Below are 26,871 nucleotides of genomic sequence, written 5' to 3' on the forward strand. Positions count from 1 at the left end.
TCCAGAAGTTGTTCTGTCTGAGATTTTGCGGACATACAGAGCGCTTAGAGTTTAAGCGCTTTTCCCTTTCGGTATTTGTCGGTAGAATGTCGCGCCTAGAAAGCAAGGATGTGCAATGTGCACATCCTTTTTTATTTTGATTCGATACCAATCAGTCTAAGAGCTACCGATGAGTAAGAAATTTGATGTTGTTGTAATTGGCGCAGGCGCAGCAGGTTTAATGTGTGCTGCAGAAGCAGGCAAGCGAGGCCGCCGTGTTTTGGTGCTCGATCATGCTAAAAAGCCAGGACGTAAAATCCTTATCTCGGGCGGTGGTCGTTGTAACTTCACTAACTACGACGTTTCAGCTAATCACTATTTGTGTCAAAACCCGCACTTTGTTAAGTCGGCGCTCTCCCAATACACTAACTGGGATTTCATCTCGATGGTGTGTAAACATGGCATTGAGTTCGAAGAGCGTGATCACGGCCAGTTGTTTTGTGTCGATGCATTTACGGCCAAAGATATCGTGAAGATGTTGTTAGCTGAGTGTGACATGCCGAACATCGAGCAGCGTTACCAATGCGATGTTCATTCGATTGAAAAAATTGATGAAGGCTTTCGTTTGCATGCTGGTACTGAGATTGTCGAATGTGAGTCTTTAGTTATCGCAACAGGTGGCTTGTCGATGCCAAAACTGGGAGCGACACCATTTGGTTATAAAGTCGCGGAACAATTTGGTCTTCGAGTTATCCCAACCACGGCAGGTCTTGTACCATTTACTCTGCATAAAGAAGACAAAGAAGATTTTGCTGAGTTATCTGGTATCGCGGTACCTGCGGAAATTACGGCTGAAGATGGCACCATGTTCAAAGAAGCCCTGTTGTTCACACATCGTGGGTTATCTGGTCCAGCAGTGTTACAGATTTCTTCATTCTGGCGGGCCGGACAAAAGGTTTTGATCAATCTTGTGCCAAACGATGATGTTGCTGAGTTATTAGAACGCAGTCGTGAGAAGCATCCAAATCAGTCACTCAAGAATACGCTTGCCAAAGTGCTGCCTAAGCGTCTGGTTGAAGTCTTAATTGAACGTAAAGAGCTAGTCGATAAACCGCTAAAACAGTTCAATCAAAAGGAGCTTGCGGCGATTGTGGAGCGTCTAGAGCATTGGGATATCGCTCCGAATGGCACTGAAGGCTACCGAACTGCGGAAGTGACACTCGGTGGTGTCGATACTGATCACTTATCCTCGAAAACCATGGAATGCAAAGACATTAAAGGGCTTTATTTTATTGGTGAAGTGATGGATGTGACTGGTTGGCTAGGGGGCTACAATTTTCAGTGGTGCTGGTCGAGCGGCTTTGTTGCGGGGCAGTGGGTTTAATCAAACACCAAACGCAGCCTAACTGCATAAAAGATAAGATACAAAAAGAGCACTGAATAAAAGTCAGTGCTCTTTTTGTATTCCCATAGCGAGTTACTCGTCTTGATACTTTTCGAGTTTGTTATAGAGCGTTTTCACGCTAATGCCTAACTCCTGCGCTGATTCCGTTTTATTGCCTTGATTCTCTTCAAGGGTATTGAGAATGGCGGCTTTTTCTAGCTCTTCTAGCGAAACGCCCGCCGGAACAAGGTCTTCGATGCTGGTGCCTGTTTCCAATGGTGGTGTGTCGAAGATAAGGTGTTCATCTCGGATGGTGTCATCGGCCAAAATGAATGCACGCTCGATCGTGTGTTTGAGCTCACGGACATTACCTGGCCAGTCGTGTGCAGCGATTTTTTGGATCGCAGAGTCAAGAATCGTTTTGGTTTTTGCCTCATTGGCGTTGCGGTGCGCGATAAAGTGCTTGGCCAGACCGACGATATCACCGCCTCGTTCTCGCAGTGGCGGTATCGTTAATGGGAAATGCGATAACCGGAAAAACAGATCTTCACGCAGGAACTGCTCCTCAATGGCGATTTTAGGATCACGGTTTGTAGCAGCAATGATGCGAGTATTAGCGATATGAACTGTATTACTGCCAACTGGGCGATACTCTCCGGTTTCTAGCACCCGCAATAGCTTCACTTGATGCTCGATAGGCATCTCGGTGATTTCATCTAAAAATAGGGTGCCGCCCTCTGCCTGCTTAAATACACCTTGGTGAGTTTTATTTGCTCCGGTAAAAGCGCCTTTCTCATGGCCAAACAGTTCACTATCAACCAATTCAGGGCTAATGGCACCACAGTTAATCGCTATAAAGGGCTGTTGTTTACGCTCACTCGCTAAGTGGATGGTCTGCGCCACCAATTCTTTGCCTGATCCGCTTTCACCGACAATAAGGACGTTGGCTTCTGTTTTAGCAACGCGTCTGATCATACGATAGAGCTGATGCATCGGAGAGGAAGAGCCGACCAAAAGACCAAATTGGTCAAGATCGCTGGTGGACACTTTACGCCCTTGATCTTGTTTGTGTTGATAGTACTGGCTGACTTCGCTCAGGGTGTCCGTCAGAATGGCAATATCAACGGGCTTTCTGTAGTGAAAAATAGCACCCAAGTTCATCAGCTTATCCAAGTTCTCGTTTGGAGCGCCAGAGCTAATGATGATCAAGTCCATATCGTAGATGTCTTCGATATTAGAAAGACGTTGATAATCTGCACTAGTAAAGTGGGCGACTTCAACAATCGCAACTTCCGGTTTGAGTTGTAGGAAATCTTCAATCCATTGGTCTGCGGCATCGATGTCATGCAGACGAAATTTGTTCAGTTCCTGGCAAGAAGCGATGGCATTTTTAAGTGATGGATCTTGTATTCTTAGAAACAGGCTTGGCATCGACATAGAAATGTCCTCTTTACTATGACAGAAACAATGTACGTGGATTATTCTCACTTCACAAGACAAAATATTGTCAGCATAGATTTAAGGATTTGTTCGGTATTTTTATGTTGTTAGCCCCTTTTTGATATATATCGGTGAGAGCCATCAGTAGATATTTCCTTTTGTTCAGATTTTTATTTTTAAAATAATAATTTTGCTATTAATTGATTCTGGAGAAATAGCCTTTCTGTTTTATCAGGTTATTTAGGCACAAGTGACGGAGGCTTTATCACCGATTAAAAATTACATTTTTTACGTGTAAATAATTCATGCTTATACTTTATTGCTCATCTCATTTTTACCTCTTTCCTTTATTAGTCACTTAAAAACAATGAGTTATAAAGTTGGCACATGGTTTGCTCCTAGGGAAGTGCAACGTCAATAAAGGAGAATTACCATGAATAACATCGCAGCTAAAATTGTACTTACGTCAGTTCTTGCTACTTCATCTACAGCAGTCTTAGCGAGTGATAAATGGGAAAAAGAATCCATGGACGCTTGGCTAGATGGTAAAGCTGAAACCACACTACTGCTAAACAGCAATCTCAACTCTTTTGATATCAATACCGATGTTGAGAATCAGGTCGTTACCCTTTCTGGTTCGGTAAACAATGATCTTGAAAAATCACTTGCCGAAGAGCTTGTTACTGGTCTTGATGGTGTGAAAAAAGTAAACAACGAATTGTCAGTAGTGAATGAAGGCAAGAAAGAAACTGATTCAGAAGCTTTAGCTACACTGACCGATTCTAAAATCACGACTATAGTTAAAACGCGCCTACTAATGGATACCAATGTGAGTGGTACGGATATTGATGTAACGACAGAACGCAAAACGGTAACGTTGGCAGGTAAAGTTAATTCAGATGCGGAGCATGATCTTGCAATTTCAATTGCAAATAACACCAATGACGTAAATAAGGTGATTGATAAGCTAGAAGTGGTTCAATAATAGCGAGCCGAGTGATTTAACCCACTTTTATTAGGAGGTAACACTATGGTTCGTTGGATGTTTATTTTTCTGGCACTGGCACTAATTTCTGCACTATTAGGCTTTACCGGTATTGCAGGAGCTGCTGCCTCTATCGCGCAAGTGATATTTTACCTATTCCTATTGTCATTAATTGTATCAATAGTGATTGTTCTGCTGGGAAGAAAAAACGTAAATAGATAGGAGATTCCATGCGACTTACGTCATTTATTTACCGTATCGCCGCAGTATTCGGTTTGGTGTTTGCGTTGGCAGCTTGTAGTGAAGAAGGGCCAATGGAACAGGCCGGCAAAAAGATAGATGAAGCCGCCGAAGAAACCCAAAATGCGATTGAAGATGAATGTGAAAACATTAAAGAAAACCTAAACGCTGAAGACCAAGACTGTTAGCCGAATCAGGTTAGGTTTTTTACGCATAGCTATGTAAGAGAGGGGCGGTCAATCACCGCCCTTCCTTTTGTCCCAATTGTTTACAATCAGATAAGGAGTCAAAGATGAAAAACATATTTGATGTACTGAAAGAGAGTCATGAAAAGCAGCGCCTTTTACTCGATGCTCTGATGGAAACGTCTGGAGATTCCCCCGCTCGTGAAGAGTTTTACCACAACCTTAAAGAGGAACTCGAACAGCACGCAGCGGCAGAAGAGCGATTTTTCTACGCGCCTTTAATAGATAGCGATAAGACCATTGATCTCACTCGCCATGGCATCGCAGAGCATCATGAAATTGATAAAGTGATTGCACAGCTTGATGCAACCGATATGAGCTCGCCAGCGTGGCTCAACCTAATGAAAGCCTTGCGTCACAAAGTGTTGCACCATCTTGAGGAAGAAGAGCAGCGTTTCTTCCAGTTAGCCGGTAAGGTAATGACCGATAAGCAGAAAATGAAACTAGCGGATGGTTATGTTGAAGAGATGGCAAGCTAGGTAGAGTGTTGGACCTTTTCGTGCCATTTCGGCACGGGAAGGCACTCAATCAAGGCGTTTACTCAAGTTCATGTATCCAATCTCAATCCCCCGCGTATTCTAACTTCCACTAAAAAGTACACTCGCTGAAGGCAAGGAGAGCGAATGTTTATCATCAAATATTATATTCTTGGCACTCTGATCAGTTTATTGGCCGCTATCTATACGCCTCAAATTATCGTTAGTCTGCTGTTCTTGTGGATATCTCTTTCTTTAGCGTTGGTCAGCGTAGCCTACGTATTCGACATTCCCTCTATTTTTAGAAAAAACCAAGATGGCAAGATTGTCAGATGGATTCGCTGGGCATTCATCCCATTTTTATTGGGGGCTAGAGCGTATAACGCCTGGGAAAGACGGCGTGATACTGTACCTCCAATCCAAAAAGTCAGCGACAATTTATACCTATCTCGCCGTTTGTTTCAGAGTGACTTAGATTTTCTCGAATCCAATGAAATCTCTTGTATTGTCGATGTCACCGCAGAATTTGCAGGCCTTGAAAGCGCGATGACCGACAAGCAGTTTCATTACCTTTCGATTCCGGTACTCGACCACAAAGCCCCAACGCTAGAGCGTCTTCGCCATGCGATTAACTGGATTGATACTCAAATCTCGTGCTCGCGGGCCGTGGTTGTGCATTGTGCCTTAGGGCGTGGTCGTTCAGTGTTTGTTGTGGCGGCGTATTTACTGAGCAAAGACTCGTCACTGACGATTGAATCCGTGATGAAAAAAATCAATGACGTACGTAGTACCGCGAGATTGAATAAATTACAGATTAGGACGTTACGAGCGATCAGTGAAAAAGGCGTACTGGGGCTGGATCAATCCACTTGGATGGTGGTTAACCCTGTTGCAGGTGGCGGCAAATGGGAGGAAAACGAACAGCACTTGATTCGTGAACTAACCAAAAAATATCGCTTGAGTATTCATCAAACCACCACAAACCTCAGCGCCGAGCAGCTAACACAACAGGCAAAAGAAAGTGGAGCTAAGCAAATCATCGTAGCTGGTGGCGATGGCACAGTAACAGAGGTGGCGAGCCAATTGGTGGATACCGACCTCAAACTCGGTATTGTTCCGCTCGGAACTGCCAATGCGTTATGTCATGTGCTCTATGGCGTTGGCGCAAAATTCTCACCGGTCGAAAAAGCGTGTGAAGCGTTGCTTGGCGGACACTGCCAACGTATTGATACTGCGGAATGTAATCAGCGGCTTATTTTATTGGTCTTAGGCATTGGGCTAGAACAGAAAATGATCGAGCACGCTCAGCGAGAAGAGAAAAATGTTTTTGGACAACTCGCTTACCTCACCGGCTTTTTTAATGCTGTAGTGGCGGAAGAAACGCAAGCTTTAACCGTTTCGTTAGATGCTCCAACTGGAGATGGAAACCACGACAATAATACACAAACGCTTGAAGTCCATAGTTTTGTCGTTGCGAATATCGCTCCATTTAGTACGTTGCTTGCCCAAGGTGGTGATGCGCCGCAGCCTGATGATGGCAAGCTGCATATCACATATTTAGATAACACCGAGTCTTTAGGCGGACGTCTTATCGCCTTGTCGGATCTGACATTAACGAGCGTAGGCGCACAGGAAGAATCGACACATTTTCAATACGCGACGGCTCAGAGCGTCACTATTTCTGCGAATAAACCGATTGAGTATGTGATTGATGGTGAACTGTATTCTGATGAGCAACTGGCAATCAAGCTGCGTCCAAAGTCATTGAACGTATTTGTTCCAAGCCAGAGACGTAAATCAGCTTCGCTTTAACACAGATAATCCGCGGATAACGCGCCATTTGCTTCGTATTCTACATGGCGCTTTTTCTGTGCTGTTTGATGATTTGGTGTGCGTCGTAAAAAGGCTATCAAGGTCGCTGCGTAGATGCAGCGGCTTTTGTCTATCTGCACCTTTTTATTAGGTTGATTGGGGATGAGGGTTAAACAAAGTGAAGAAAGAAGGGCGAGTATAATTACTCACCCTGAGGTAAGTGCTTTTCAATTTCATCGTTTTCAACTTGTAAAGCAGCTAACCAATAAGAAACAAGTGCGGTTAAGTTGGTGTCGTCAATGGCTCTAAGCAGGGCTTTTAAATCATCTAACAGTAATTTATTCATAAAATGCATTTCTTTGTAATTACCTAGCTCGGCAACGCCGTATTCGGTGGCATTTTCTGCAATGAATTGTTCACCATCTTGGTCGAAAAACAGCTTCGCCATCTTTTTGATCATCACTTTTTCTATTTTCACGAATCGATATGCCGCTCTTGCGAGTGTCATATGTGATTGCGGGTTAACGAGAGGCAAACACGTTTGGCGATGGTGTGTCATTTTTACGAGTAGCTCCCTTACTCGATTGTTATCCAATGTCATAGTGACCTCTTTATTTGTGATTATTGTCGTGGGACATTTCTCGTGACGGTTATGTTAATGCGCCTGTGGGCTTGTCAGAAATGGCCAAAGCAAGTTGGCCATTTCTTTGCTCAATACCGAGCTTTATTGCAAGGGCGACCACCAGGTTTTAGCTAATAAGGCTGATGCTGCTGAGTTTTTCTTTGCAACTTTTTATATCGCTACGAACTTTCAGCAGAACCGAGTTATCCGCCTGCTCTGGGTGGGAAGTAATCAAATTCTCAATCTCTTTGAGTACCTTGCTTTCGACACCTTCAAGCTGTTCTAAATACATTGACTCTTTGTCAGAGGACACTTCCTTCATCACGTCGCTGTAGACCTCACGCGCCTTGATGGTGTAGGAAACCGGAGTGTCGTCGGCAGATTCTTCATTGTTACTTCCTAGAGAGTAGGGAGTGAGCTCAATGACTGCATGCTCACGTACTCTGAGCAGTTCTACCAACACATTATTCAAAGAAGTGTTGTCAATGTTCTCGATGGCCTTGTTGTAAATTTCATTTCCGCTTTCGATAAGCTCAATGATTGAGGCGATGTTTTCATTTTTCATATGCCACTCCTTATTTACTGGTGATAGGGGTGTTTGAGCGTATGGAATACAAACACGATGTTTCGTCTTCAGTTGCAGGTTGTATGCCAATGAATTTTAAGTCTTATTAATCAGTGACTTAATATCTTGTTTTGCAATAACTTGCTAACAGTCGGTAAGGCGCTAAGAAAAAATTACAAGAATGGCGTGGAAAGCCTGGAAAGAATTACACGTACAGATACGGCTTTTTATCGAAATAAAAATAAAATCAACAAAAAACAATAACTTAAAATTCTGGCATGGATATGGCTTTGTAGGGAGTAAGTGAGGTCAAACATTGTTTCACTTGATTCACTACTCAACTCATTAATGGAGGCTAGTTATGGCTACTACAAAAGAAAGCACAGTAAAACCTCAAGAGCAGTTAGAAGAAGCATATCACTTAGCGGAGCAAGCCACGACGGAAGCTGTTGGCGCGATGAAAGACCAAGCCAAAGAGAAGCTGGATGTAGGTGCGCAGCAAGTTCAGCAGGCGACTAAGTCGGCAGAAAATGTAATCAAGGAGCGCCCATTGCTGAGCATAGGTTGTGCCTTCCTTGCTGGTTGGGCGGTTTCGAAGCTGATCAAATAATAGTGGTCACCAAGGATTAAGCCACACAACAGAAAGGCGAGGCTTCACATGAATAACTCAGGGCAAGTTACCAATCAGCAATCAGGCTCGGCGGCTTCAGACAGCGGCCGAGCCCCTGATGGGGCAGAAGAACAGGATATCCAACAAACCATTAATGGTTTGAGCAGCATTCTTGCGCAATTGGACCAACTGACGAAATCGCTAAAAGTATGGTCAGGTTCAACGTTGGATTTGTTCCTCTTGGAGATGAAAGTTAACGTGTCCGCAGTGCGTCAGATTTTGCTGTGTACCGTTGTTTTTACTCTATTGTCGGTATTGTTCGTATTCAGTTTGTGCCTTGCCTCTGGGGTGGTGGCTTATCAGTTAACTGCCAACGTGTATGTTGCCGTGGGTGTATTTATCACATCATTAGGCTTGGCATTATTTGCTTTAGCCTGGTGGCAGAAGCGTTTAGTTGGATTTCTTGGATTCAAAAATACGACAGAACAATTACAGGAGGGGTGGGATGCGCTCGCTACAAAAGCTCAATCGAGCCATGCGGATCAAGCGGATGGAAGGTAAAGCGTCTCTAGAGCAATGCTGTTTGTCGATGGAAATGTTCACGTTTACCACCAAGAAGTTTGTGAGAGAAAACCCTTGGACGACATTAGGCATTAGTGCTGTCGTTGCCGTTACCGCTGCAAAAGCAGGTCGATTGTCTCGACTGACTTCTTCTATTTCGTCAATGGGGCTATTGGTTAGCAGCGTGTCTGATATTACCGATTCGCTCACAAAGCCGGTCGCGGCAGCTTCTCTGGATGAGTCAGATGCGGAGCAAAATGGAAATGCAGCAACACAAGTAAGCAACGCTGCGACGACAGAGGGCGAACCACTCTAATAGCGGATTTCACCGCAAAATTTTCTTACCGATTCTGAGCTTATTATGACAGCGAAATTGAACATTCCTGCCAACACTGCGATTGGTACAACGCTTCTCGTCCTGTTACTCGTCCCAGGGCTGTATTTTGCCAAGCCAATATTGTTACCTATTGTGCTTAGCACCTTTATTTCTCTGCTGTGCAGTCCTTTCATTAATTATCTTGAAGACAAAGGCTTACCACGTGCTATTACCGTCGTGTTGACGCTGTCATTCCTCGTTGGCGCCTCAATTATTGGTCTTGCCGCCATGTCGGAGCCCGCCAAGCAATGGTGGTCTGAGCTGCCCAGTATCGTGAAAAATGTGTCGCAAGAAGTAAGCGAAGTTACTAAAGCTTCGGCTGATCACCTTAATACTCCATTGAATATCGCCAACGATATGAGTATGGATGAGGTCGGGAACAACACCGTATTTTCTTTGGTAAAAACGCTCGCGACCACTACGCCGACGATTTTGACACAAGCGATGATCGTGCTGTTTATGGTTTACTTTATGCTCAATCATGGACGAAGCTTATTTCGAAAGTCAGTGTCTTACTTACATGGGTTCGCCAAACAGCGCCAAGCGATTGAGTTGGTCAAAGCGCTACAGAAAGACCTATCTCGATACATTGGCACCATCACTTTAGTGAATGCTGGGCTGGGGTTGAGTGTCGGGGCCGTGTTTTTTGTTCTAGGCCTTGAAGATCCATTTCTATGGGGCGCATTTGCAGGCGTGATGAATTTTGCGCCGTACCTCGGCCCTGTCATATCCATGATGAGCTTTGGCTTTGTTGCTTATCTTCAGTTGGAGTCGGTCAGTTTTATGCTGACGGTGGTGTCTATCTATTTACTGCTCAATTTGATTGAAAGTCAGTTTGTTACACCAACACTATTGGGGAAAAGGTTTAACTTAAACCCGTTAGTGATTTTTGTTTGGCTTGTTTTTTGGGGCTGGCTTTGGGGCGGAATGGGACTATTGATCGGTGTGCCGTTGCTGGTTTGTATCAATATTTTGGTTGATCGTCTAGAGCTATGCCAATCAACCCAAAATCAAGCAAAACAAATCACCTCCGCGGACGTGGCACCGCGAGAGTGACTTGAGGATCAAGCTGGTTCAACGAAACAGTTTTTCAGCGCTCACTGGCTGACTAAACAAATATCCCTGACCATAAATACAGCCTTTTTCGAATAAATAATCGGCTTGTTCCCGAGTTTCTATCCCTTCCGCGACGACTTTCAACGACAGCGTTTTTCCCATGGCAATAATGGCATTCACAATCGCGTTGCTGTCGCTATTACTTGGGACATCACTGACAAATGAGCGGTCAATTTTCAGTTTGTTGATTGGCAAACCTTTCAAGTAAGACAAAGACGAATAGCCAGTTCCAAAGTCATCCAGAGAAATCTCAATACCCAGTTCTCGTAATTGATTTAACGATGAAATGGCTTGTTGAGGGTCGATCAGTAAAAAGCTCTCTGTGATCTCTAAATCTAACCGTTGGGCAGGGTATCCGGTGTTATCGAGGATAGTACTTAATCGCTGAATGAAATTTGACTGCTGAAGCTGCAACGCAGAAACATTGACGGCGATTTTGCCAAACTCGATGCCTTGGTCCAGCCAAGCATTACCTTGCAAACAAGCTTGTTGTAACACCCACTCACCAATGCTTTGAATCAGCCCTGTTTTTTCTGCAATTGGAATAAAGTCTGCTGGTGGTACAAGGCCAAACTCTGGATGCTGCCAGCGTAATAAAGCTTCCACGCCGACAATCGTATTTTGTTCCAAATTGTATTGCGGTTGGAATTCTAACCGGAGTTGTTGTTTTTCTATTGCTTGATGCAAAGCGGATTGAATGCGTACATGGGATACGGATTTATCGGTCAAATCCGGTGAGTAAAACGCGTAGCCGTTGCGTCCATTTTTCTTCGCTAAGTACATCGCGGTGTCTGCGTTTTTCAGTAAGGTTTCACTGTCTTGACCATCTCTTGGGTACAAGGCAATACCAATACTGGTTGAGACACGAAGTGAGTCGTGGTTTGCCAAGTCGAATGGTTGCTGGAATACGCTTAGAATATCGCCGACGGTTTCCAGTAAGGCAACATCACTATGGATGTCTGGCAAAATAATCACAAATTCATCGCCGCCAATACGAGCCACATGCGCATTGAGGTGAAGCACATCTTGCAGACGAATCGCTAACTTAGACAGCAATTGGTCACCACAGAAGTGGCCCATGCTATCGTTGATGTGTTTGAAATGGTCGATATCTAAGAATAGGGTGGCAAACGTCTGCTGGTTTTTGTGTCCGGTTTCGATGTGTTGTTCGAGTAAGCTGAGTAAATGGGTGCGATTAGGTAGATTGGTTAATGGATCGTAAAAAGCCATGCGCTGCAGCTTTTCTTCGTGTGCCTTACGCACAGAGATATCTTCAAACACACAAATGTAGTTAATAAGGTGGTTTTTATCGTCCATTACGGCGCTAATGGTCGCTAATTGCGGATAAATGCTGCCATCTTTCTTTCTGTTGATGAATTCGCCTTTCCATTGGCCTTTGTTTTCGAGTTGATGCCACAACTGTTGATAGAAACCTTGATCATGATGGCCTGAGCGCAGAATTCGTGGGTTTTTTCCTATCACCTCTTCAGAGCGGTAGCCTGTAATTTGGGTAAAAGCCGTGTTTACATCAATGATGTTGGCATTGCGGTCTGTAATGACCATGCCTTCTTGCGAATTGTTGAAAATTTGGGACGCTAAGGAGAGCTGCGTTTCTACCATTTTTCGGCGGGTGATGTTACGTGTCATCCCCAGAATGCCGATTAAGTTTCCCGCATGATCACGGACAGGAGACTTAATGGTTTCTAGCCAAGTGGGGTTATTGTTTTCATCAATTTGACGGCATTCTTCAACAATATTTTGCGTGCCCGTGGCTACCACCAATTTATCGGCATCAATGAATTTTTCCGCACGTTCATGGCTAAACAGAGCAAAATCGTCTTTTCCAATGATTTCACTGTTGGTTTTTTGCCACGCATTTTCTACGCTTCGGTTGGTCATCGAATAAAGACCATCCATGCCTTTTATCCATACGTGGTCTTCAAGGCAGTCGATAAACTCTTGTAGTGTTGGTGTTGGCTTTATTTCCGCGCTTTGATGTCGCGTTTGTTCTTGCTGACAGTGCAAGTTGATATCAAAGCTGATCCGCCCCGCGATTGCGCTTAGCCATGCCGAAACAACCGTTGATTGATCATTAGGGTGAGTCAATGTCAGTACGGCAAGCAATTCGCCATTAGGTAGCCAAATCGGTCCTATGCTCAGGGTTTGCTCTTCAAAAGGGGTATGGCTAACTGTAAAATCTGTCGGCGTAAAGTGATCGACAACTCGCGTTATCACATCGACGATAGCACGATGATTTTGGGTTGAGGTGGACACCTCAGTCGATAGCCACTGCTGAGTATCGCTCAGAGTATAAAGCTGTCCCTGAGCTTGAGTTAAATCACAGCATTGTCGCAGAACGTGTTGCCAGTCTGCCATCAAAGGCGAAGGAATAGCGAAGCGAAACATAATTAATAACGAGTCCTAAATCGCCCAAAGGTAATTATATTAGAATCTAGCGTAAGCTATTGGGCTTTGTGAGTATCGTATCCAACGCGTAGCTAAATCCTAGCAGCGTAAAGTGCTTTCTATCATTAAAATGTTATCTATATCTCTTTTTTATCCAACTTATTGCATCGTTTTTTAGGGCTTTTGATAGGTGATTAAGAAGCGTTTACCGCTTTGGTTTTCTTGCCCCATGAGACTTGCTGAATGACTAAGCCACTGATGATCAATACCAGGCCAATCAAGGTTGAAGGATGAATTTCTTCGCCGATGATGGTAGCTAACAACATGAGTGAGATAAATGGAGAAGCAAAGATCAGATTACTGATACGCGCGGTGTTTTGCGTTGATTTGAGTGCGCTCAGCCACAAAACGAAAGTGATCCCCATTTCAAACAGTCCGACATACGTCACCGCTGCCCAGCCTTTAGCTGAGATCATCTGCCAGTCAGCACCTTCATAAAGACTTAAACCAATGGCGAATGGAATAGCGACCAAAAAGCCGAGCAGAACGCCAACCACAGGGTCGGCCTTATTTTTGGTATTTAAAATCCAGTAACCGGCCCACAGCAGCGTTGATAGCAGCGCAAGACCAACACCCAACGGGCTCTCAAATTCCATGCCTAAAAGATTGCCTTGTGTGGCAATCACTATCACACCGACATAACTAAAACCGCAAGCCAGCCAGTCCTTACCACGGATCTTTTGTCCTAAGAAAACAGCGGCCATTAACGTTAAGGTGATGGCCCAGCTGTAGTTGATCGCTTGAGCCTGAGATGCGGGCAGCAAGTCATATGCTTTGAACAGAATAACGTAATACGCCAAAGGGTTAATCAACCCAAGCAGTAGGTAATACCAAGGGTTTGAGAAAAATGTAGCGCTTAACTGGCCCAATTTACCTTGCACACCACAGATTACTGTTAGCGCAATCGCAGAGACGATACTGGCAATGCATAGCATTTGAATCGGGGTAAATTCTGCCAGCGTGAGTTTAAATGCGGTTGCAACGGTAGACCAAAGTAATACTGCTGAGAGCCCAAATCCTAGGGCGCGACGCTCGTTCATGATGCCTCTGCGTGATGATGTGCCGCTCGATTTGGATAATTTGAGCGGAAGAAAGAATATTATAGGAAGGCCTAGTGTATGCGAGGATTTTTCATCCAACAAACTGGACATTTATCCAGTGTCTAAATACCATTGTTATAGATACAAAACACAGGCTAACTCGCTATTATGCAATGGATTCTTGAGTACCAATCTCTCATTCTCTCTTCTCTTTGTGCTGCCACGCTTAGTGGTGTCGCTGCCGGTTGGTGGGTGAAACAGCGTTTTATCACCCAAACTCAGCTTCTCGAGCAACAACTTGTTTCAGAAAAACAGCTTCATCAACAGCAACTTGAACAGGTCAAGCAAAGCCTTGCCGATGCCCAGCAAGAGTTGGATGAATTAGATGATGAGCGCGATAAAGCCGCGTTTGAAGTACGCCAAACACATGGAAAGCTGATGGCAGCAATGGAAAAACTGCGTTACTTCGAGGCCGTAAAGCAAGAGCGCCAGCAATACTTTGATGAGCTTGGTCAAATGCGTGAACACAAATCACGTCTAGAAACGCAGCTGCGTGAACAGCAAGCTCGCCATGAGCAAATTAACCAAGCTAATGCCGAAAAACTGCAAATTTTAGAACAAGCGGAAGCACGCTTGAAACAACAATTTGAGCACTTGGCCAATCAACTGTTTGAAGAAAAAACCGCGAAGGTCGATTTGCAAAACCGTCAGAGTTTAGAAGGCTTGTTGTCACCGCTTAGAGAACAGTTAGAAGGGTTCAAAAAGCACGTTAATGACAGCTTTAGTCAAGAAGCTAAAGAGCGCCATACCTTAGTGCATGAGCTGAAAAACCTGCAACGTTTGAACGAGCAAATGACGCGCGAAGCGGTTAATTTGACCCAAGCGTTGAAAGGGGACAACAAACAGCAAGGTAACTGGGGCGAAGTGGTGCTCGCTAGGGTACTTGCCGAATCTGGCTTGCGTGAAGGGCACGAATATCAGACTCAGGTGAACTTACAAAATGAAGCAGGCAAGCGTTACCAACCTGATGTCATTGTGCATCTCCCACAAAACAAACAAGTGGTTGTAGATTCCAAAATGGCGTTGGTTGCCTATGAGCGCTACTTCAACGCCGAAACTGATGCTGAGCGCGATCAGGCTTTGAATGCGCACTTAGCTGCTCTACGTGCACATATCAAAGGGTTAAGCATGAAGGACTACCACAAACTCAAAGGTATTCAGAGTTTGGACTATGTTCTGATGTTTATCCCGGTTGAGCCGGCGTTCCAAGTCGCGATTCAAGCCGATCCAAGCTTGATTAAAGACGCGATGGAGCAAAACATCATTTTGGTGAGCCCAACAACGTTGCTGGTGGCATTGCGCACCATTGATAATCTATGGCGCAATGAACGCCAAAATGAAAACGCCAAAATGATTGCGCAGCGTGCGACAAAACTCTACGACAAATTACGATTGTTTGTAGACGACATGGAGGGGCTCGGCGGTGCGCTGGATAAGGCGAATCAAAGCTATCAAGGTGCGATGAACAAGCTTGCCACAGGGCGCGGAAATGTGATTCGCCAAGCCGAAAGCTTTAAACACTTGGGAGTTGAAATTAAACGACCGATTTCTTCCGACCTCGCGCAGTTAGCGCAGAGTGATGCATTTTCAGAAAATGACCCGTTAGTAGAAAGACATCCGGCTGAGGATAAAGTAAACTAATCGCCCGCAGTGCAGTGGGCGATTTTATTTGTCAACAAACGCCCCGTAGAGGAAAGCGCTGCCTAAGAGGAATTAGAATGACGGACACAAGTTTGCAATCCAATACAGCGTTAGAGAATGAAACCACTCACTTTGGTTTCTCTACAGTGGCAAAAGACGAAAAAGTGACTAAGGTTGCCGAAGTATTCCACTCCGTGGCAACAAAATACGACATCATGAATGACCTGATGTCAGGTGGTATTCACCGCCTTTGGAAGCGCTTCACTATCGATTGTAGTGGCGCTCGCCCTGGCCAGCGTATTCTTGACCTAGGTGGTGGTACGGGGGATTTGACGGCGAAATTCTCGCGCATTGTTGGCGATGAAGGCCATGTCATCCTTGCCGATATCAATAACTCAATGCTTAACGTTGGTCGCGATAAACTGCGTGACAACGGTATTGTGGGTAACGTGCATTACGTTCAAGCCAACGCAGAAGAACTGCCGTTCCCTGATGATTATTTTGATGTTATCACCATCAGTTTTTGTTTGCGTAATGTGACAGACAAAGACAAAGCGCTTCGTTCAATGTTCCGCGTACTGAAGCCAGGCGGCCGTCTATTGGTGTTGGAATTTTCAAAACCAGTGCTAGAGCCGTTATCGAAAGTATACGACGCATATTCATTCCACTTGTTGCCGAGAATCGGTGAGCTAGTTGCGAATGACTCAGAGAGTTACCGCTACCTAGCGGAGTCAATCCGTATGCATCCAGACCAAGAAACGCTGGAAGGCATGATGCAAGACGCAGGTTTTGAAAACACCAAATACTACAACTTAACTGGTGGTATTGTGGCTTTGCATCGCGGTTATAAATTCTAAGGGTTAACGGCATGCCATTTGAACCACTTATCACCGCTGTGATTGAAACGTCACTGAATACACTGATCAAAGACGACCCTGCATTGGGCCGTCGTTTAGCGCGTCTAAAAGGTCAAGTTATTCAAGTTCACCTGAAAGAGATCAATAAAACACTGACATTCGTTTTTAGTCAGCAAATTGATGTGCTTGGTCATTACGAAGGGCAGCCTAACTGCTATCTATCGCTCAACTTGAGTGTGTTACCAGAGCTGCGCGATCAGGCCAACATCACTCGTCTTATTAAACAAGATAAACTTGAACTCGAAGGCGATATTCAATTGGCGCAGAAATTCTCTCAGTTGATGGTGGATTGCAAACCAGATGTTGAAGAGTGGTTGTCTCGCGTGACTGGCGATGTCGCCGCACATACCTTTGTGCAAGGTTCAAAAAACATCGGCAACTTTCTTGCGTCTCAAGCAGAAAAACACCAGCGTCATCTGGCGCAAGTAGTGACTGAAGAATGGAAACTGGCTCCCGCTCCGTTAGAAGTGGCCTATTTCTGCGACCAAGTTGATGAGGTTCGCAGCCAGGCTTCTCGCATTGAAGCTCGTTTAACGGCTTTGCTGAATAAGCTGGATGCAGATAAGCCTGCATTGGAGAAACCATGACGCCAGCAGAACTAAAGCGCTTATACCACATCGCCAAAGTACAACTGGAATACGGCTTAGATGAGCTGCTTCCCGATCACCAACTGACCAAAGCTCCGCTTTTACTGCGCAAAAGCTTGTTTTGGATTAAGAACAAGCACCCAGAAAAACCACTCGGTGAACGTCTGCGTTTAGCACTGCAAGAGCTGGGGCCGGTTTGGATTAAGTTCGGTCAGATGATGTCGACGCGCCGTGACTTATTTCCTCCGCATATCGCTGATCCCCTAGCTTTACTTCAAGACCAAGTCGCTCCTTTTGATGGCGAGTTGGCAAAAAAGCAGATGGAGCAAGCATTAGGTGGTCCGTTAGAAAAATGGTTTACCGAGTTTGATATCAAACCACTGGCGTCTGCGTCGATTGCTCAGGTACATACTGCGCGCATAAAAGACACTAACCAAGAAGTGGTATTAAAGGTTATCCGCCCAGATATTCGCCCAGTCATTGATTCAGATCTAAAACTGATGCACCGAATGGCGCGTATAGTCGCCGGAGCGATGCCTGAAGCACGTCGTTTAAAACCAGTTGAAGTCGTGCGTGAGTACGAGAAAACCCTGCTTGATGAACTCGACTTGCGACGTGAGGCGGCGAATGCCATTCAGTTGCGCCGCAACTTTGAGGGCAGCGAAGAATTGTATGTTCCTGAAGTTTTTCCCGACTTCAGTAATGAAACTGTCATGGTTTCTGAGCGAATATATGGCATTCAAGTCTCTGATATTGAAGGCTTGAAAGCAAATGGCACCAATATGAAATTGCTCGCGGAACGCGGTGTGAGTGTGTTCTTCACTCAGGTGTTCCGAGACAGCTTTTTCCATGCCGATATGCATCCGGGTAATGTGTTCGTCAAACCCGAACATCCAGAGAACCCAATGTGGATAGGGCTAGATTGCGGAATCGTTGGTACACTTAATAGCGAAGACAAGCGTTATCTGGCGGAAAACTTCCTGGCGTTTTTCAATCGTGACTACCGCCGAGTGGCGGAGTTACATGTGGATTCAGGGTGGGTGCCTGCGGATACCAATGTCGATGAGTTTGAGTTCGCGATTCGCATTGTGTGTGAGCCTATTTTTGCTAAGCCATTGTGCGAAATCTCCTTTGGTCATGTGTTGTTGAATTTGTTCAACACGGCACGTCGATTCAATATGGAGGTTCAGCCACAGCTTGTACTGTTGCAAAAAACGCTGTTGTACGTGGAGGGGCTTGGTAGGCAGCTATATCCTCAACTCGATTTGTGGGAGACCGCAAAACCATTCCTGGAGGAATGGATGATGAATCAAGTTGGGCCGCAAGCTCTAGTGAATGCGATTAAAGACCGCGCACCATTTTGGGCAGAGAAATTACCTGAACTGCCAGAGCTACTTTACGATAGCCTGAAACAAGGTAAAGCGATGAATCAACGTATGGATCAGCTTTATCAAGGGTATCGCCAGAGCAAGCGCCAGCAGGCGACAGGAAAGTTTTTGTTTGGCGTTGGCGCGACTTTAGTCGTATGCTCGGCAATATTGGTGAACGATGCTTTTGAGCAGCTTTCGTTGGCCTGCGGTATCGCAGGTGTCACATTTTGGCTGCTTAGTTGGCGAGCTTATCGTCAATAGACGTTAAACTCTTGAAATATTTTTGTTTGTTTAAAGACCCGAGGTAAAGAGAATGGGTGGTATCAGTGTTTGGCAACTTCTAATCATTGCTGTAATTGTTGTATTGCTATTCGGAACAAAGAAACTACGTGGTATCGGTGGCGATCTGGGTGGTGCCGTTAAGGGCTTCAAAAAAGCGATGAGCGAAGATGAACCTGCGAAAAATGACAAAGACGCAGACTTCGAACCAAAAAGTCTAGAAGAGCAGCAGAAAAAAGAAGCTGCTCCTGAAACGAAAAAAGACAAAGAGCAGGCGTAAAACGTGTTTGATATCGGTTTTTGGGAACTGGTATTAATATCTGTTGTTGGTCTGGTCGTTCTTGGGCCGGAGCGTTTGCCTCATGCTATTCGCAGCGTGTCTAGCTTTATCGGTGCCGCTAAGAGTATGGCAAATAGCGTCAAAGACGAATTGTCACACGAGCTGAAAGTCCAAGAGCTGCAAGAAAACTTGCGCAAAGCAGAACAAATGGGGATGGATGATTTGTCCCCTGAGTTGAAATCTTCAGTTGAAGAGTTGAAGAAGGCAGCGCAATCTGTAAATCGTCCTTACGCAAAGAACACCGATTCAGAGGCTGAGCCTGTAAAAACAGAGCCAGCAGCAGAAAAGGTAGAGAAAGCGGAAGAGAGCAAGGTTACAGCGGCAGATAAGAAAGCCGAATAGTCTCATTAGGAGGAGCTACTAGTGATTGGTAGCTCCTTTTTGATCTGGTTTTTAATAAGAGGTTTGCCATGTCTACCGTCGAGCAGACACAACCTTTAATTAGTCATTTGTTGGAGCTTCGCAACCGACTACTGCGCTCAATCCTCGCAGTGTTGGTCGTGTTTGTCGGACTAATTTATTTCTCTAACCACATTTACGAGTTTGTTTCCGCACCTTTAGTAGAACGTCTACCTGAAGGCGCGACCATGATTGCTACGGATGTAGCGTCACCTTTTTTTACGCCACTTAAGCTGACGTTAATTGCTTCGGTATTTATTGCGGTGCCGTTTATTTTGTATCAAGTTTGGGCCTTTGTAGCGCCAGGTTTGTACAAGCATGAACGTCGATTGATCATGCCACTGCTGTTCTCTAGTTCGCTATTGTTCTACTGTGGAGTGGCATTTGCCTACTTCGTGGTATTTCCATTGGTGTTTGGCTTCTTTACCGCCATCTCTCTTGGTGGAGTAGAGTTTGCAACTGATATCTCGAGTTATCTCGACTTTGTGCTGGCGCTATTTATGGCGTTTGGTATCGCATTTGAGGTGCCTGTTGCGATTATTTTGTTGTGTTGGACTGGGGCCACTACACCAGAAGATTTAAGACAGAAACGTCCTTATATTATAGTGGCTGCGTTTGTCGTAGGTATGGTGTTAACGCCACCAGACATGATCTCGCAAACCTTACTCGCTATTCCGATGTGTTTACTGTTTGAAGTCGGTTTGTTCTTCGCGCGTTTTTATACTCGTCGAAGCGAAGAAGTAGAAGCGGAAACCGAAGAATAAGGCTAATCTAGATGTGAAAAGCGGCTCAATTGAGCCGCTTTTTTTGCGGTTGGTTTTTTCTTGGGCTAATTACTTAACTTTCATGACGTAACCACATTTTGTGCATACGTATACTTCCTTGATGCCCAGCAGCTTTTGAAAAAAACTGCGCGGTACGCGTTGTAAGTAAGCACCATGTGTACACACTTCAACTTCCATATTCATGCTATTTTACATTTGTGCTAATTAATGGGCGTAAATCAGTATAGAAAAATAATGTGTCGAGTTGTCGACAGTTTTGCAAAGCGGACGAAGTAAAGTGACGATATGAGAAGTAAGTAGAGTTGCTAGTTAATTATTATGTTTATCAATAATTTTGTATGGATTGTTCTACTATTTCAACGGGTTGAATCGTTCATTCAATAGTTTAGGTGATAAAAAAGCGACGTTGATTTCGTCGCTTTTTCAATTCTCGTGAATTAAATATTAAACAGCTTTTTGGCATTCTCAGTCGTTATGGCATCGATGGTTGCGATGTCGACATCACGCAAGTCGGCAACACGTTGTGCAACGAGAGAAGTGTAGGCTGGTTCATTACGTTTACCACGGTGTGGCACCGGCGCTAAATATGGACAGTCGGTTTCTAAAATGACCCACTGCATATCCAAATGTGGAATGACTTTATCCATCCCGCCATTCTTAAAGGTTGATACGCCACCCAAGCCTAAGTGGAAGCCTAGCTCATTGATTGCTTGTGCTTCTTCTAAGCTGCCTCCAAAACAGTGGAATACACCACGCAGACGACCATCTTGCTCTTGTCGTAGCAAAGTGAGTGTTTCTTCAATCGAATCACGAGTGTGGATAACGACCGGTAAATCCATCTCTTTTGCCCAGTTAAGTTGAGCTACGAACGCCATTTCTTGCTCAGCACGATAGGTTTTGTCCCAATACAGGTCGATACCGATTTCGCCCACCGCAATAAACTTGTGTTTCTCAAACCAGCCGCGGATGATCTCCAACGTTTGCTCAACGTTGTTATCCACATAGCAAGGGTGCAGCCCCATCATTGAGTGGCATACGTCAGGATATGCCGCTTCGGTTTTTAGCATGGGCTCAATTGAGTCCAGATCGATGTTTGGCAACAGGATTTTATTAATGCCTTGCGTTAAGGCGCGTTGTACTACTTCATCGCGGTCGTTATCAAATTCGCTAGCATAGATGTGCGCGTGGGTATCGATCATCGTTACTCTCTGTGCTTCATGGTTGGTTTCGTATTCGAAGTATACTTGAGTGTGAGTGCTGGGTCATTTTCAGTTTTTTTCATTACCTTTTTCCAGATTGTCACTCGCAACATGCATCAAGAGTGATATGATTTTGTTCACCAGATGATTTGATCATCATAACCGTCCAGACAAGGAGAAAATGGTGTCTGTATCAATTCAAGGTCCATTCCCTGCACGCCGTATGCGTCGTTTACGTAAGCACGATTTTAGTCGTCGTTTGATGGCTGAGAACCAACTTTCTGTTAATGATCTGATTTACCCAATGTTCATTCTTATGGGTAAAGATCGTCGTGAGAGCGTGGAGTCCATGCCGGGTGTAGAGCGTTTGTCGATTGATTTAATGCTAGAAGAAGCACAATACCTTGCAAATCTAGGCGTTCCAGCAATCGCGCTTTTCCCTGTCGTAAACCAAGACGCTAAAAGCTTATGTGCTACTGAAGCCTACAACCCAGAAGGTTTGGTTCAGCGAGCAGTACGAGCACTTAAAGAACACATTCCTCAAATTGGTGTAATCACAGACGTGGCACTCGACCCATTCACGACACATGGCCAAGACGGCATCATCGATGAAGATGGCTACGTAATGAATGATGAAACCACAGAAGTATTGGTTAAGCAGGCTTTGTCTCATGCAGAAGCGGGTGCTGACGTAGTCGCGCCTTCAGACATGATGGATGGCCGAATTGGTAAGATCCGCGAAGCATTAGAAAACGCGGGCTACATTCATACTCAAATCATGGCTTACTCGGCTAAGTACGCATCGAACTACTACGGACCATTCCGTGATGCGGTTGGCTCTTCTTCAAATCTAAAAGGCGGCAACAAGAAAAACTACCAAATGGACCCAGCAAACATTGATGAAGCGATTCACGAAGTGGCGCTAGACATCAATGAAGGTGCGGACATGGTGATGGTTAAACCTGGTATGCCATACTTAGATGTAGTTCGCCGAGTAAAAACTGAACTTCAAGTACCGACATTTGCTTATCAAGTCTCTGGCGAGTACGCGATGCATAAAGCGGCGATCATGAATGGCTGGCTCAAAGAGCGTGAAATTGTGATGGAATCACTATTGTGCTTCAAACGTGCAGGTGCAGATGGCATCTTAACGTACTTTGCGAAAGACGTTGCTGAGTGGTTGGCAGAAGAGAATGCACAAACTGCTCAACACCTAAATCGTACTCCGGAAGCGACAGAAGAGTAATTATCGCTCAGTGAGAAATACCAGACCAACAAGAGTTGTTCGTCTGTATATACCCAAGTAACCTCAGGCGGATTACAACAGTAACAATCCAAGGTGCTTGGGTATTTTTATTTTGGAGAAGAGAATAATGACAATGCTGATTCGTGAAGGCACATTGGAAGAAGCACTTCAAGTTGTGGCGCGTGTTACCGAGTTTTCGAAAGGAGAAACGGTAGACTCCATGACTCAACGTTTAGAAGAGAAAAACAGTTTAATCCTCGTTGCAGAAAAAAATGGCACGATTGTCGGCTTCAAAATAGGTTACGAATTAGAGGATGGTGTTTTCTATAGCTGGTTAGGTGGTGTTGTCCCTGAAGCTCGAAATGAAGGCGTGGCACAACTGCTTTTGGAAGCTCAAGAGGATTGGGTGGCAGAACAAGGCTACAACACATTAAAAGTGAAATCTCGAAACCAGTTTCCGGCTATGCTTCGCTTGTTGTTGAGAAATGGCTATATAATTGAAAAGTTTGAAGAAAAAGTAAATCTTCGAGAATCTCGAGTGCATTTCATTAAAGCAATGTGAAAATAAATGAGATTTTTTCTCATTTAACTGTTGACTACGAAATGAGAATCATTATTATTAAACCTGTCTTAGGGAATGAGGAAAGTTCACAAGGACGTTGAGTGACTTATTAACAGAAGTTAATTAACTGAAAGTTGAGAAGTGATGAAACATTTTTCCGAGAACTTGCACGAATTCTTTTTGACACGACATTGCTCACATTGCTTCCAGTGTAATTTATAGCTTCTTGGTTAAGCTGCTCTATTTACAGAATTTGCTTTACCACTTCTGCTAGGCGACCCCATTCGGGTCGCTTTTTTCTTTTCTACGATTTCTATTTGACGTCACTATTAATATCTTTTCCACATGCGATGATCATTTTAGGATCGTTGATCTTCTCGCCGTTATGCGAATTTGTTGTTATTAATCAATGGTTTGGGTTGGTGTTTTCTTGTGTTTTTTGTTATTGGATAACCAGTGGATAATTTCTATAAACAGAGTTATCCACAGGAGGTGGTGTTTTCGTGAATAAAGTCGGAAAAATTTACGCGACCTAGATCGAGCGAACAAGATAGATTCAGATCAGCAGTCATGGCATCCTAGGCAGATCTCTCAAGTACTGAATTGGATACAGACAATTATGGCAAGTATTCCTGAAAATCCGTTGATCCTTATCGACGGCTCTTCTTACCTATATCGCGCTTTTCACGCCTACCCGGGCACCATGAGCAATGGTGAAATTCCAACTAATGCCGTTTACGGCGTCGTGAATATGTTACGCAGCATGATGCGTCAGTTTGCGTCTGAGCGCATCGCGGTGGTTTTCGATGCAAAGGGAAAAACCTTTCGTGATGATATGTATGCAGAATACAAAGCGAATCGTCCGCCAATGCCGGATGACCTGCGTTGTCAAATTGAACCATTACACAATGTTATTCGTGCAATGGGTTTGCCGCTGATCTGTGTTCCTGGCGTCGAGGCGGATGACGTCATCGGTACGTTAGCATACCAAGCATCACAAAAGGGCATGCCTGTATTGATCAGTACTGGTGATAAAGACATGGCGCAGCTAGTGGATGATAACATTACCTTGATCAACACCATGACGAACGTCGTAATGGATCGTGAAGGTGTGGTTGAAAAGTTTGGCATTCCACCTGAGTTGATCATCGACTACTTAGCACTGATGGGCGATAAAGTAGATAACATTCCTGGTGTACCGGGTGTCGGTGATAAAACAGCGACCGCACTACTGCAAGGTATTGGTGGTCTGACGAAGTTGTATGAAAACCTCGATGATATTGCAGGGCTTGGTTTCCGTGGTTCTAAAACCATGGCGAAAAAGCTCATCGACAACAAAGAAAATGCCATGCTTTCGTATGAGCTAGCGACCATAAAATTGGATGTTGAGCTTGAGGAAACGCCAGAATCATTGCTGAAAGCGGAACCAAATAAAGACGAATTAGTGAAGCTATATGGCCAACTGACGTTTAAATCTTGGTTGAATGAACTACTTGAAGGCGGTTCTGGATCTGTGGAGGCCGTAGAGCTTGCAGGATCTTCACAAGCTTCTTCTTCTCAAGCCGAGATGGAAACTTCTGCGGTAACAATCGATCGCAGCCAATATGAAACAATTCTGGATAAAGAAACCTTCAATGCTTGGCTAGATAAACTTCAAACGGCTGAGCTGTTTGCATTTGATACGGAGACCGATAACCTAGATTACATGCTAGCGAATCTAGTTGGTTTGTCATTCGCTGTCGATGAAGGTATTGCGGCTTATGTGCCAGTTGCACATGACTATTTAGATGCGCCTGAACAGCTTGATCGTGATTGGGTACTAGAACAGCTGAAGCCAATTCTTGAAGATGCAGCGAAAGCAAAAGTCGGTCAAAACTTAAAGTATGATGCGTCTGTACTCGCTCGTTACGACATTGAGCTAAAAGGTATTAAGCACGACACGATGTTGGAATCGTATATCTACAACAGTGTCGGCGGTAAACACGATATGGACAGCTTGGCGCTTCGCTTCCTACAGCACAGCTGCATTTCTTTTGAGCAAATTGCAGGTAAAGGCAAAAATCAGCTTACGTTTAACCAAATCGAACTGGAACAAGCATCGCCATACGCGGCAGAAGATGCGGATGTGACCCTTCGTCTGCACAATCGCTTGTTTGCTAATATCGAGCAGGATGAAAGCCTGAAGACAGTTTACGAAGAGATTGAAATGCCGTTAGTGCCAGTTCTTTCACACATTGAACGCACTGGGGTCTTTATTGATGAAATGAAGCTAAGTGCGCAGTCGGTCGAGATTACCGCTCGCCTTGATGAGCTTGAAAAGAAAGCGTACGAAATTGCTGAGCAAGAGTTTAATATGAACTCGCCAAAGCAATTACAAGCCATCCTATTTGAAAAAATGGGTTTACCGGTTGTGAAGAAAACGCCATCAGGCACACCATCGACGAATGAAGAAGTTCTGCAAGAACTCGCGCTAGACTACCCACTACCAAAGCTGATTTTGGAATACCGTGGTCTGGCGAAGTTAAAATCAACTTACACCGACAAACTGCCGAAGATGATCAACCCATCAACGGGACGCGTGCATACTTCTTACCACCAAGCAGTGACTGCAACGGGTCGTCTATCTTCTACTGATCCGAACTTACAGAACATTCCAATTCGTAACGAAGCTGGCCGTCGTATTCGTCAAGCGTTTGTCGCGCCATCAGGGCATAAAATCTTAGCGGTCGACTACTCGCAAATCGAACTGCGCATCATGGCGCACCTTTCTGGCGACCAAGCTTTATTGAATGCATTCCGTGATGGCAAAGATATCCACGCGGCAACCGCAGCAGAAATCATGGGTGTTTCTATTGAGGATGTTTCAAGTGAGCAACGTCGTCGTGCGAAAGCGGTTAATTTCGGTCTTATTTACGGCATGAGTGCGTTTGGTTTGGCGAAGCAATTAGGCATTCCTCGTGGTGAGGCTCAAGCGTACATGGATACATACTTTGAACGTTACCCAGGCGTGATGCAGTACATGGAAGACACACGCAGCACAGCAGCAGATAAAGGGTATGTTGAAACGATTTTTGGTCGACGTTTGCATTTGCCAGAAATCAAATCGCGCAACGGGATGCGTCGTAAAGCTGCTGAACGTGCGGCAATCAACGCACCAATGCAAGGTACGGCAGCGGACATCATTAAGAAAGCGATGCTGTTGGTTGATCAGTGGATTCAGGAAGAAGGCAATGGTCGTGTGAAGTTATTAATGCAAGTACACGATGAATTGGTCTTTGAAGTTGAAGAGTCATCATTGTCCGAAATTGAAAGTAAAGTACAGAAATTGATGGAATCTGCAGCAGAGCTAAAAGTACCGTTGGTTGCAGAAGCAGGTCACGGTGATAACTGGGATCAAGCTCATTAGTCACTTTTAGACCAAAATAACCAATTAATTATGAGCCAGCGCACAAACGCTGGCTTTTTTTTGAGATTAAAAAAGCTAGCGCAAAGTTAACTTTGATGTTGCTTAATAAAAATTTCATGAAAAAAAACTACAAAAATTCTTTGCAATTCTGACCAATTGTTGT

26 protein-coding genes are annotated in these 26,871 nt (G+C 44.6%); 20 read left to right on the forward strand and 6 right to left on the reverse strand.

Annotation, left to right across the window (positions count from 1 at the left end; genetic code table 11):
• Window positions 1-169: 169 nt before the first annotated feature.
• The gene (locus R7P36_RS09840; protein ID WP_005382944.1) at window positions 170-1,363 is read left to right on the forward strand and encodes an NAD(P)/FAD-dependent oxidoreductase; all 1,194 of its coding nucleotides are present in this window, start codon (window positions 170-172) and stop codon (window positions 1,361-1,363) included.
• Between the two features lie 93 nt (window positions 1,364-1,456).
• On the opposite strand, the gene R7P36_RS09845 is transcribed toward R7P36_RS09840, so the two are convergent.
• Window positions 1,457-2,800: a sigma-54 interaction domain-containing protein gene (locus R7P36_RS09845; RefSeq protein ID WP_005382945.1), complete on the reverse strand. Its 1,344-nt coding sequence runs from the start codon at window positions 2,798-2,800 to the stop codon at window positions 1,457-1,459.
• A gap of 436 nt (window positions 2,801-3,236) precedes the next feature.
• Between R7P36_RS09845 and R7P36_RS09850 the strand changes: the two genes are divergently transcribed.
• From R7P36_RS09850 to R7P36_RS09870, 5 genes are all read left to right on the forward strand, one after another.
• Complete coding sequence (locus R7P36_RS09850) at window positions 3,237-3,788, forward strand: BON domain-containing protein (RefSeq protein ID WP_005379174.1); 552 nt, start codon at window positions 3,237-3,239, stop codon at window positions 3,786-3,788.
• A 45-nt stretch (window positions 3,789-3,833) separates the two neighbouring features.
• Window positions 3,834-4,010 carry a DUF1328 family protein gene (locus R7P36_RS09855; RefSeq protein WP_005379177.1) on the forward strand — a complete coding sequence of 59 codons (177 nt, stop codon included), beginning with the start codon at window positions 3,834-3,836 and terminating at the stop codon, window positions 4,008-4,010.
• 8 nt (window positions 4,011-4,018) lie between these two features.
• Complete coding sequence (locus R7P36_RS09860; RefSeq protein WP_005379178.1) at window positions 4,019-4,216, forward strand: hypothetical protein; 198 nt, start codon at window positions 4,019-4,021, stop codon at window positions 4,214-4,216.
• A gap of 104 nt (window positions 4,217-4,320) precedes the next feature.
• The gene (locus tag R7P36_RS09865; RefSeq protein WP_213893891.1) at window positions 4,321-4,752 is read left to right on the forward strand and encodes a hemerythrin domain-containing protein; all 432 of its coding nucleotides are present in this window, start codon (window positions 4,321-4,323) and stop codon (window positions 4,750-4,752) included.
• A 144-nt stretch (window positions 4,753-4,896) separates the two neighbouring features.
• Window positions 4,897-6,561: a diacylglycerol kinase family protein gene (locus R7P36_RS09870; protein WP_213893892.1), complete on the forward strand. Its 1,665-nt coding sequence runs from the start codon at window positions 4,897-4,899 to the stop codon at window positions 6,559-6,561.
• Between the two features lie 202 nt (window positions 6,562-6,763).
• On the opposite strand, the gene R7P36_RS09875 is transcribed toward R7P36_RS09870, so the two are convergent.
• Both R7P36_RS09875 and R7P36_RS09880 read right to left on the reverse strand, forming a co-directional pair.
• Window positions 6,764-7,162: a hypothetical protein gene (locus R7P36_RS09875; protein ID WP_005379193.1), complete on the reverse strand. Its 399-nt coding sequence runs from the start codon at window positions 7,160-7,162 to the stop codon at window positions 6,764-6,766.
• Between the two features lie 148 nt (window positions 7,163-7,310).
• Complete coding sequence (locus tag R7P36_RS09880; protein WP_065274999.1) at window positions 7,311-7,748, reverse strand: DUF2383 domain-containing protein; 438 nt, start codon at window positions 7,746-7,748, stop codon at window positions 7,311-7,313.
• Between the two features lie 361 nt (window positions 7,749-8,109).
• On the opposite strand from R7P36_RS09880, the gene R7P36_RS09885 reads away from it, so the two are divergent.
• From R7P36_RS09885 to R7P36_RS09900, 4 genes are read left to right on the forward strand one after another with little or no spacing between them, the layout of a single operon-like run.
• Complete coding sequence (locus tag R7P36_RS09885) at window positions 8,110-8,358, forward strand: hypothetical protein (RefSeq protein WP_005379196.1); 249 nt, start codon at window positions 8,110-8,112, stop codon at window positions 8,356-8,358.
• Between the two features lie 48 nt (window positions 8,359-8,406).
• Window positions 8,407-8,919, forward strand: a complete 513-nt coding sequence (locus tag R7P36_RS09890) for a hypothetical protein (RefSeq protein WP_033905884.1) — start codon at window positions 8,407-8,409, stop codon at window positions 8,917-8,919.
• A complete protein-coding gene (locus tag R7P36_RS09895; protein ID WP_005379200.1) occupies window positions 8,909-9,235 on the forward strand; it encodes a hypothetical protein in 327 nt (108 codons plus the stop codon). Before R7P36_RS09890 ends, R7P36_RS09895 begins: the two co-directional genes overlap by 11 nt.
• Window positions 9,236-9,280: 45 nt before the next feature.
• Complete coding sequence (locus R7P36_RS09900) at window positions 9,281-10,351, forward strand: AI-2E family transporter (protein WP_065275000.1); 1,071 nt, start codon at window positions 9,281-9,283, stop codon at window positions 10,349-10,351.
• An 18-nt stretch (window positions 10,352-10,369) separates the two neighbouring features.
• Here the strand turns inward: R7P36_RS09900 and R7P36_RS09905 are convergent, their stop codons facing one another.
• Together R7P36_RS09905 and R7P36_RS09910 are read right to left on the reverse strand one after the other, a co-directional pair.
• Window positions 10,370-12,817 carry an EAL domain-containing protein gene (locus tag R7P36_RS09905; RefSeq protein ID WP_213899382.1) on the reverse strand — a complete coding sequence of 816 codons (2,448 nt, stop codon included), beginning with the start codon at window positions 12,815-12,817 and terminating at the stop codon, window positions 10,370-10,372.
• A gap of 194 nt (window positions 12,818-13,011) precedes the next feature.
• Entirely contained in the window at window positions 13,012-13,917 is a 906-nt protein-coding gene (locus R7P36_RS09910) for a DMT family transporter (RefSeq protein WP_005379208.1), read from the reverse strand.
• 168 nt (window positions 13,918-14,085) lie between these two features.
• On the opposite strand from R7P36_RS09910, the gene rmuC reads away from it, so the two are divergent.
• From rmuC to tatC, 7 genes are all read left to right on the forward strand, one after another.
• On the forward strand, window positions 14,086-15,618 hold the full coding sequence (rmuC, locus tag R7P36_RS09915; RefSeq protein ID WP_005379209.1) for a DNA recombination protein RmuC: 1,533 nt from the start codon (window positions 14,086-14,088) through the stop codon (window positions 15,616-15,618).
• A 77-nt stretch (window positions 15,619-15,695) separates the two neighbouring features.
• On the forward strand, window positions 15,696-16,475 hold the full coding sequence (gene ubiE / locus R7P36_RS09920; RefSeq protein WP_005379210.1) for a bifunctional demethylmenaquinone methyltransferase/2-methoxy-6-polyprenyl-1,4-benzoquinol methylase UbiE: 780 nt from the start codon (window positions 15,696-15,698) through the stop codon (window positions 16,473-16,475).
• A gap of 11 nt (window positions 16,476-16,486) precedes the next feature.
• Window positions 16,487-17,122, forward strand: a complete 636-nt coding sequence (locus R7P36_RS09925; protein WP_005379213.1) for an SCP2 domain-containing protein — start codon at window positions 16,487-16,489, stop codon at window positions 17,120-17,122.
• Complete coding sequence (gene ubiB, locus R7P36_RS09930; protein WP_005379226.1) at window positions 17,119-18,753, forward strand: ubiquinone biosynthesis regulatory protein kinase UbiB; 1,635 nt, start codon at window positions 17,119-17,121, stop codon at window positions 18,751-18,753. Before R7P36_RS09925 ends, ubiB begins: the two co-directional genes overlap by 4 nt.
• A 52-nt stretch (window positions 18,754-18,805) precedes the next feature.
• Window positions 18,806-19,051, forward strand: a complete 246-nt coding sequence (gene tatA, locus R7P36_RS09935; RefSeq protein WP_005382958.1) for a Sec-independent protein translocase subunit TatA — start codon at window positions 18,806-18,808, stop codon at window positions 19,049-19,051.
• Between the two features lie 3 nt (window positions 19,052-19,054).
• Window positions 19,055-19,453, forward strand: coding sequence for a Sec-independent protein translocase protein TatB (tatB, locus tag R7P36_RS09940; protein WP_213899383.1), 399 nt, complete (start codon window positions 19,055-19,057; stop codon window positions 19,451-19,453).
• Between the two features lie 68 nt (window positions 19,454-19,521).
• Window positions 19,522-20,274 carry a twin-arginine translocase subunit TatC gene (tatC, locus tag R7P36_RS09945; RefSeq protein WP_005379234.1) on the forward strand — a complete coding sequence of 251 codons (753 nt, stop codon included), beginning with the start codon at window positions 19,522-19,524 and terminating at the stop codon, window positions 20,272-20,274.
• Between the two features lie 458 nt (window positions 20,275-20,732).
• On the opposite strand, the gene R7P36_RS09950 is transcribed toward tatC, so the two are convergent.
• Window positions 20,733-21,494, reverse strand: coding sequence for a TatD family hydrolase (locus tag R7P36_RS09950; protein ID WP_005379240.1), 762 nt, complete (start codon window positions 21,492-21,494; stop codon window positions 20,733-20,735).
• Window positions 21,495-21,678: 184 nt separating this feature from the next.
• Between R7P36_RS09950 and hemB the strand changes: the two genes are divergently transcribed.
• From hemB to polA, 3 genes are all read left to right on the forward strand, one after another.
• A complete protein-coding gene (gene hemB, locus R7P36_RS09955) occupies window positions 21,679-22,740 on the forward strand; it encodes a porphobilinogen synthase (protein ID WP_031777176.1) in 1,062 nt (353 codons plus the stop codon).
• 127 nt (window positions 22,741-22,867) lie between these two features.
• Entirely contained in the window at window positions 22,868-23,302 is a 435-nt protein-coding gene (locus R7P36_RS09960; RefSeq protein ID WP_005379245.1) for a GNAT family N-acetyltransferase, read from the forward strand.
• Window positions 23,303-23,921: 619 nt separating this feature from the next.
• Window positions 23,922-26,708 carry a DNA polymerase I gene (polA, locus tag R7P36_RS09965; protein ID WP_213899384.1) on the forward strand — a complete coding sequence of 929 codons (2,787 nt, stop codon included), beginning with the start codon at window positions 23,922-23,924 and terminating at the stop codon, window positions 26,706-26,708.
• Window positions 26,709-26,871: the final 163 nt, after the last annotated feature.

Source organism: Vibrio sp. 397, from assembly GCF_033339395.1.
Taxonomy (GTDB): domain Bacteria; phylum Pseudomonadota; class Gammaproteobacteria; order Enterobacterales; family Vibrionaceae; genus Vibrio; species Vibrio alginolyticus.

What these genes read in the sequence shown, in the direction of transcription:
- R7P36_RS09840 (WP_005382944.1), top strand. Translation starts at nt 170, where the DNA reads ATGAGTAAGAAATTTGATGTTGTTGTAATTGGCGCAGGCGCAGCAGGT.
- R7P36_RS09845 (WP_005382945.1), bottom strand. Translation starts at nt 2,800, where the DNA reads ATGTCGATGCCAAGCCTGTTTCTAAGAATACAAGATCCATCACTTAAA.
- R7P36_RS09850 (WP_005379174.1), top strand. Translation starts at nt 3,237, where the DNA reads ATGAATAACATCGCAGCTAAAATTGTACTTACGTCAGTTCTTGCTACT.
- R7P36_RS09855 (WP_005379177.1), top strand. Translation starts at nt 3,834, where the DNA reads ATGGTTCGTTGGATGTTTATTTTTCTGGCACTGGCACTAATTTCTGCA.
- R7P36_RS09860 (WP_005379178.1), top strand. Translation starts at nt 4,019, where the DNA reads ATGCGACTTACGTCATTTATTTACCGTATCGCCGCAGTATTCGGTTTG.
- R7P36_RS09865 (WP_213893891.1), top strand. Translation starts at nt 4,321, where the DNA reads ATGAAAAACATATTTGATGTACTGAAAGAGAGTCATGAAAAGCAGCGC.
- R7P36_RS09870 (WP_213893892.1), top strand. Translation starts at nt 4,897, where the DNA reads ATGTTTATCATCAAATATTATATTCTTGGCACTCTGATCAGTTTATTG.
- R7P36_RS09875 (WP_005379193.1), bottom strand. Translation starts at nt 7,162, where the DNA reads ATGACATTGGATAACAATCGAGTAAGGGAGCTACTCGTAAAAATGACA.
- R7P36_RS09880 (WP_065274999.1), bottom strand. Translation starts at nt 7,748, where the DNA reads ATGAAAAATGAAAACATCGCCTCAATCATTGAGCTTATCGAAAGCGGA.
- R7P36_RS09885 (WP_005379196.1), top strand. Translation starts at nt 8,110, where the DNA reads ATGGCTACTACAAAAGAAAGCACAGTAAAACCTCAAGAGCAGTTAGAA.
- R7P36_RS09890 (WP_033905884.1), top strand. Translation starts at nt 8,407, where the DNA reads ATGAATAACTCAGGGCAAGTTACCAATCAGCAATCAGGCTCGGCGGCT.
- R7P36_RS09895 (WP_005379200.1), top strand. Translation starts at nt 8,909, where the DNA reads ATGGAAGGTAAAGCGTCTCTAGAGCAATGCTGTTTGTCGATGGAAATG.
- R7P36_RS09900 (WP_065275000.1), top strand. Translation starts at nt 9,281, where the DNA reads ATGACAGCGAAATTGAACATTCCTGCCAACACTGCGATTGGTACAACG.
- R7P36_RS09905 (WP_213899382.1), bottom strand. Translation starts at nt 12,817, where the DNA reads ATGTTTCGCTTCGCTATTCCTTCGCCTTTGATGGCAGACTGGCAACAC.
- R7P36_RS09910 (WP_005379208.1), bottom strand. Translation starts at nt 13,917, where the DNA reads ATGAACGAGCGTCGCGCCCTAGGATTTGGGCTCTCAGCAGTATTACTT.
- rmuC (WP_005379209.1), top strand. Translation starts at nt 14,086, where the DNA reads ATGCAATGGATTCTTGAGTACCAATCTCTCATTCTCTCTTCTCTTTGT.
- ubiE (WP_005379210.1), top strand. Translation starts at nt 15,696, where the DNA reads ATGACGGACACAAGTTTGCAATCCAATACAGCGTTAGAGAATGAAACC.
- R7P36_RS09925 (WP_005379213.1), top strand. Translation starts at nt 16,487, where the DNA reads ATGCCATTTGAACCACTTATCACCGCTGTGATTGAAACGTCACTGAAT.
- ubiB (WP_005379226.1), top strand. Translation starts at nt 17,119, where the DNA reads ATGACGCCAGCAGAACTAAAGCGCTTATACCACATCGCCAAAGTACAA.
- tatA (WP_005382958.1), top strand. Translation starts at nt 18,806, where the DNA reads ATGGGTGGTATCAGTGTTTGGCAACTTCTAATCATTGCTGTAATTGTT.
- tatC (WP_005379234.1), top strand. Translation starts at nt 19,522, where the DNA reads ATGTCTACCGTCGAGCAGACACAACCTTTAATTAGTCATTTGTTGGAG.
- R7P36_RS09950 (WP_005379240.1), bottom strand. Translation starts at nt 21,494, where the DNA reads ATGATCGATACCCACGCGCACATCTATGCTAGCGAATTTGATAACGAC.
- R7P36_RS09960 (WP_005379245.1), top strand. Translation starts at nt 22,868, where the DNA reads ATGACAATGCTGATTCGTGAAGGCACATTGGAAGAAGCACTTCAAGTT.
- polA (WP_213899384.1), top strand. Translation starts at nt 23,922, where the DNA reads ATGGCAAGTATTCCTGAAAATCCGTTGATCCTTATCGACGGCTCTTCT.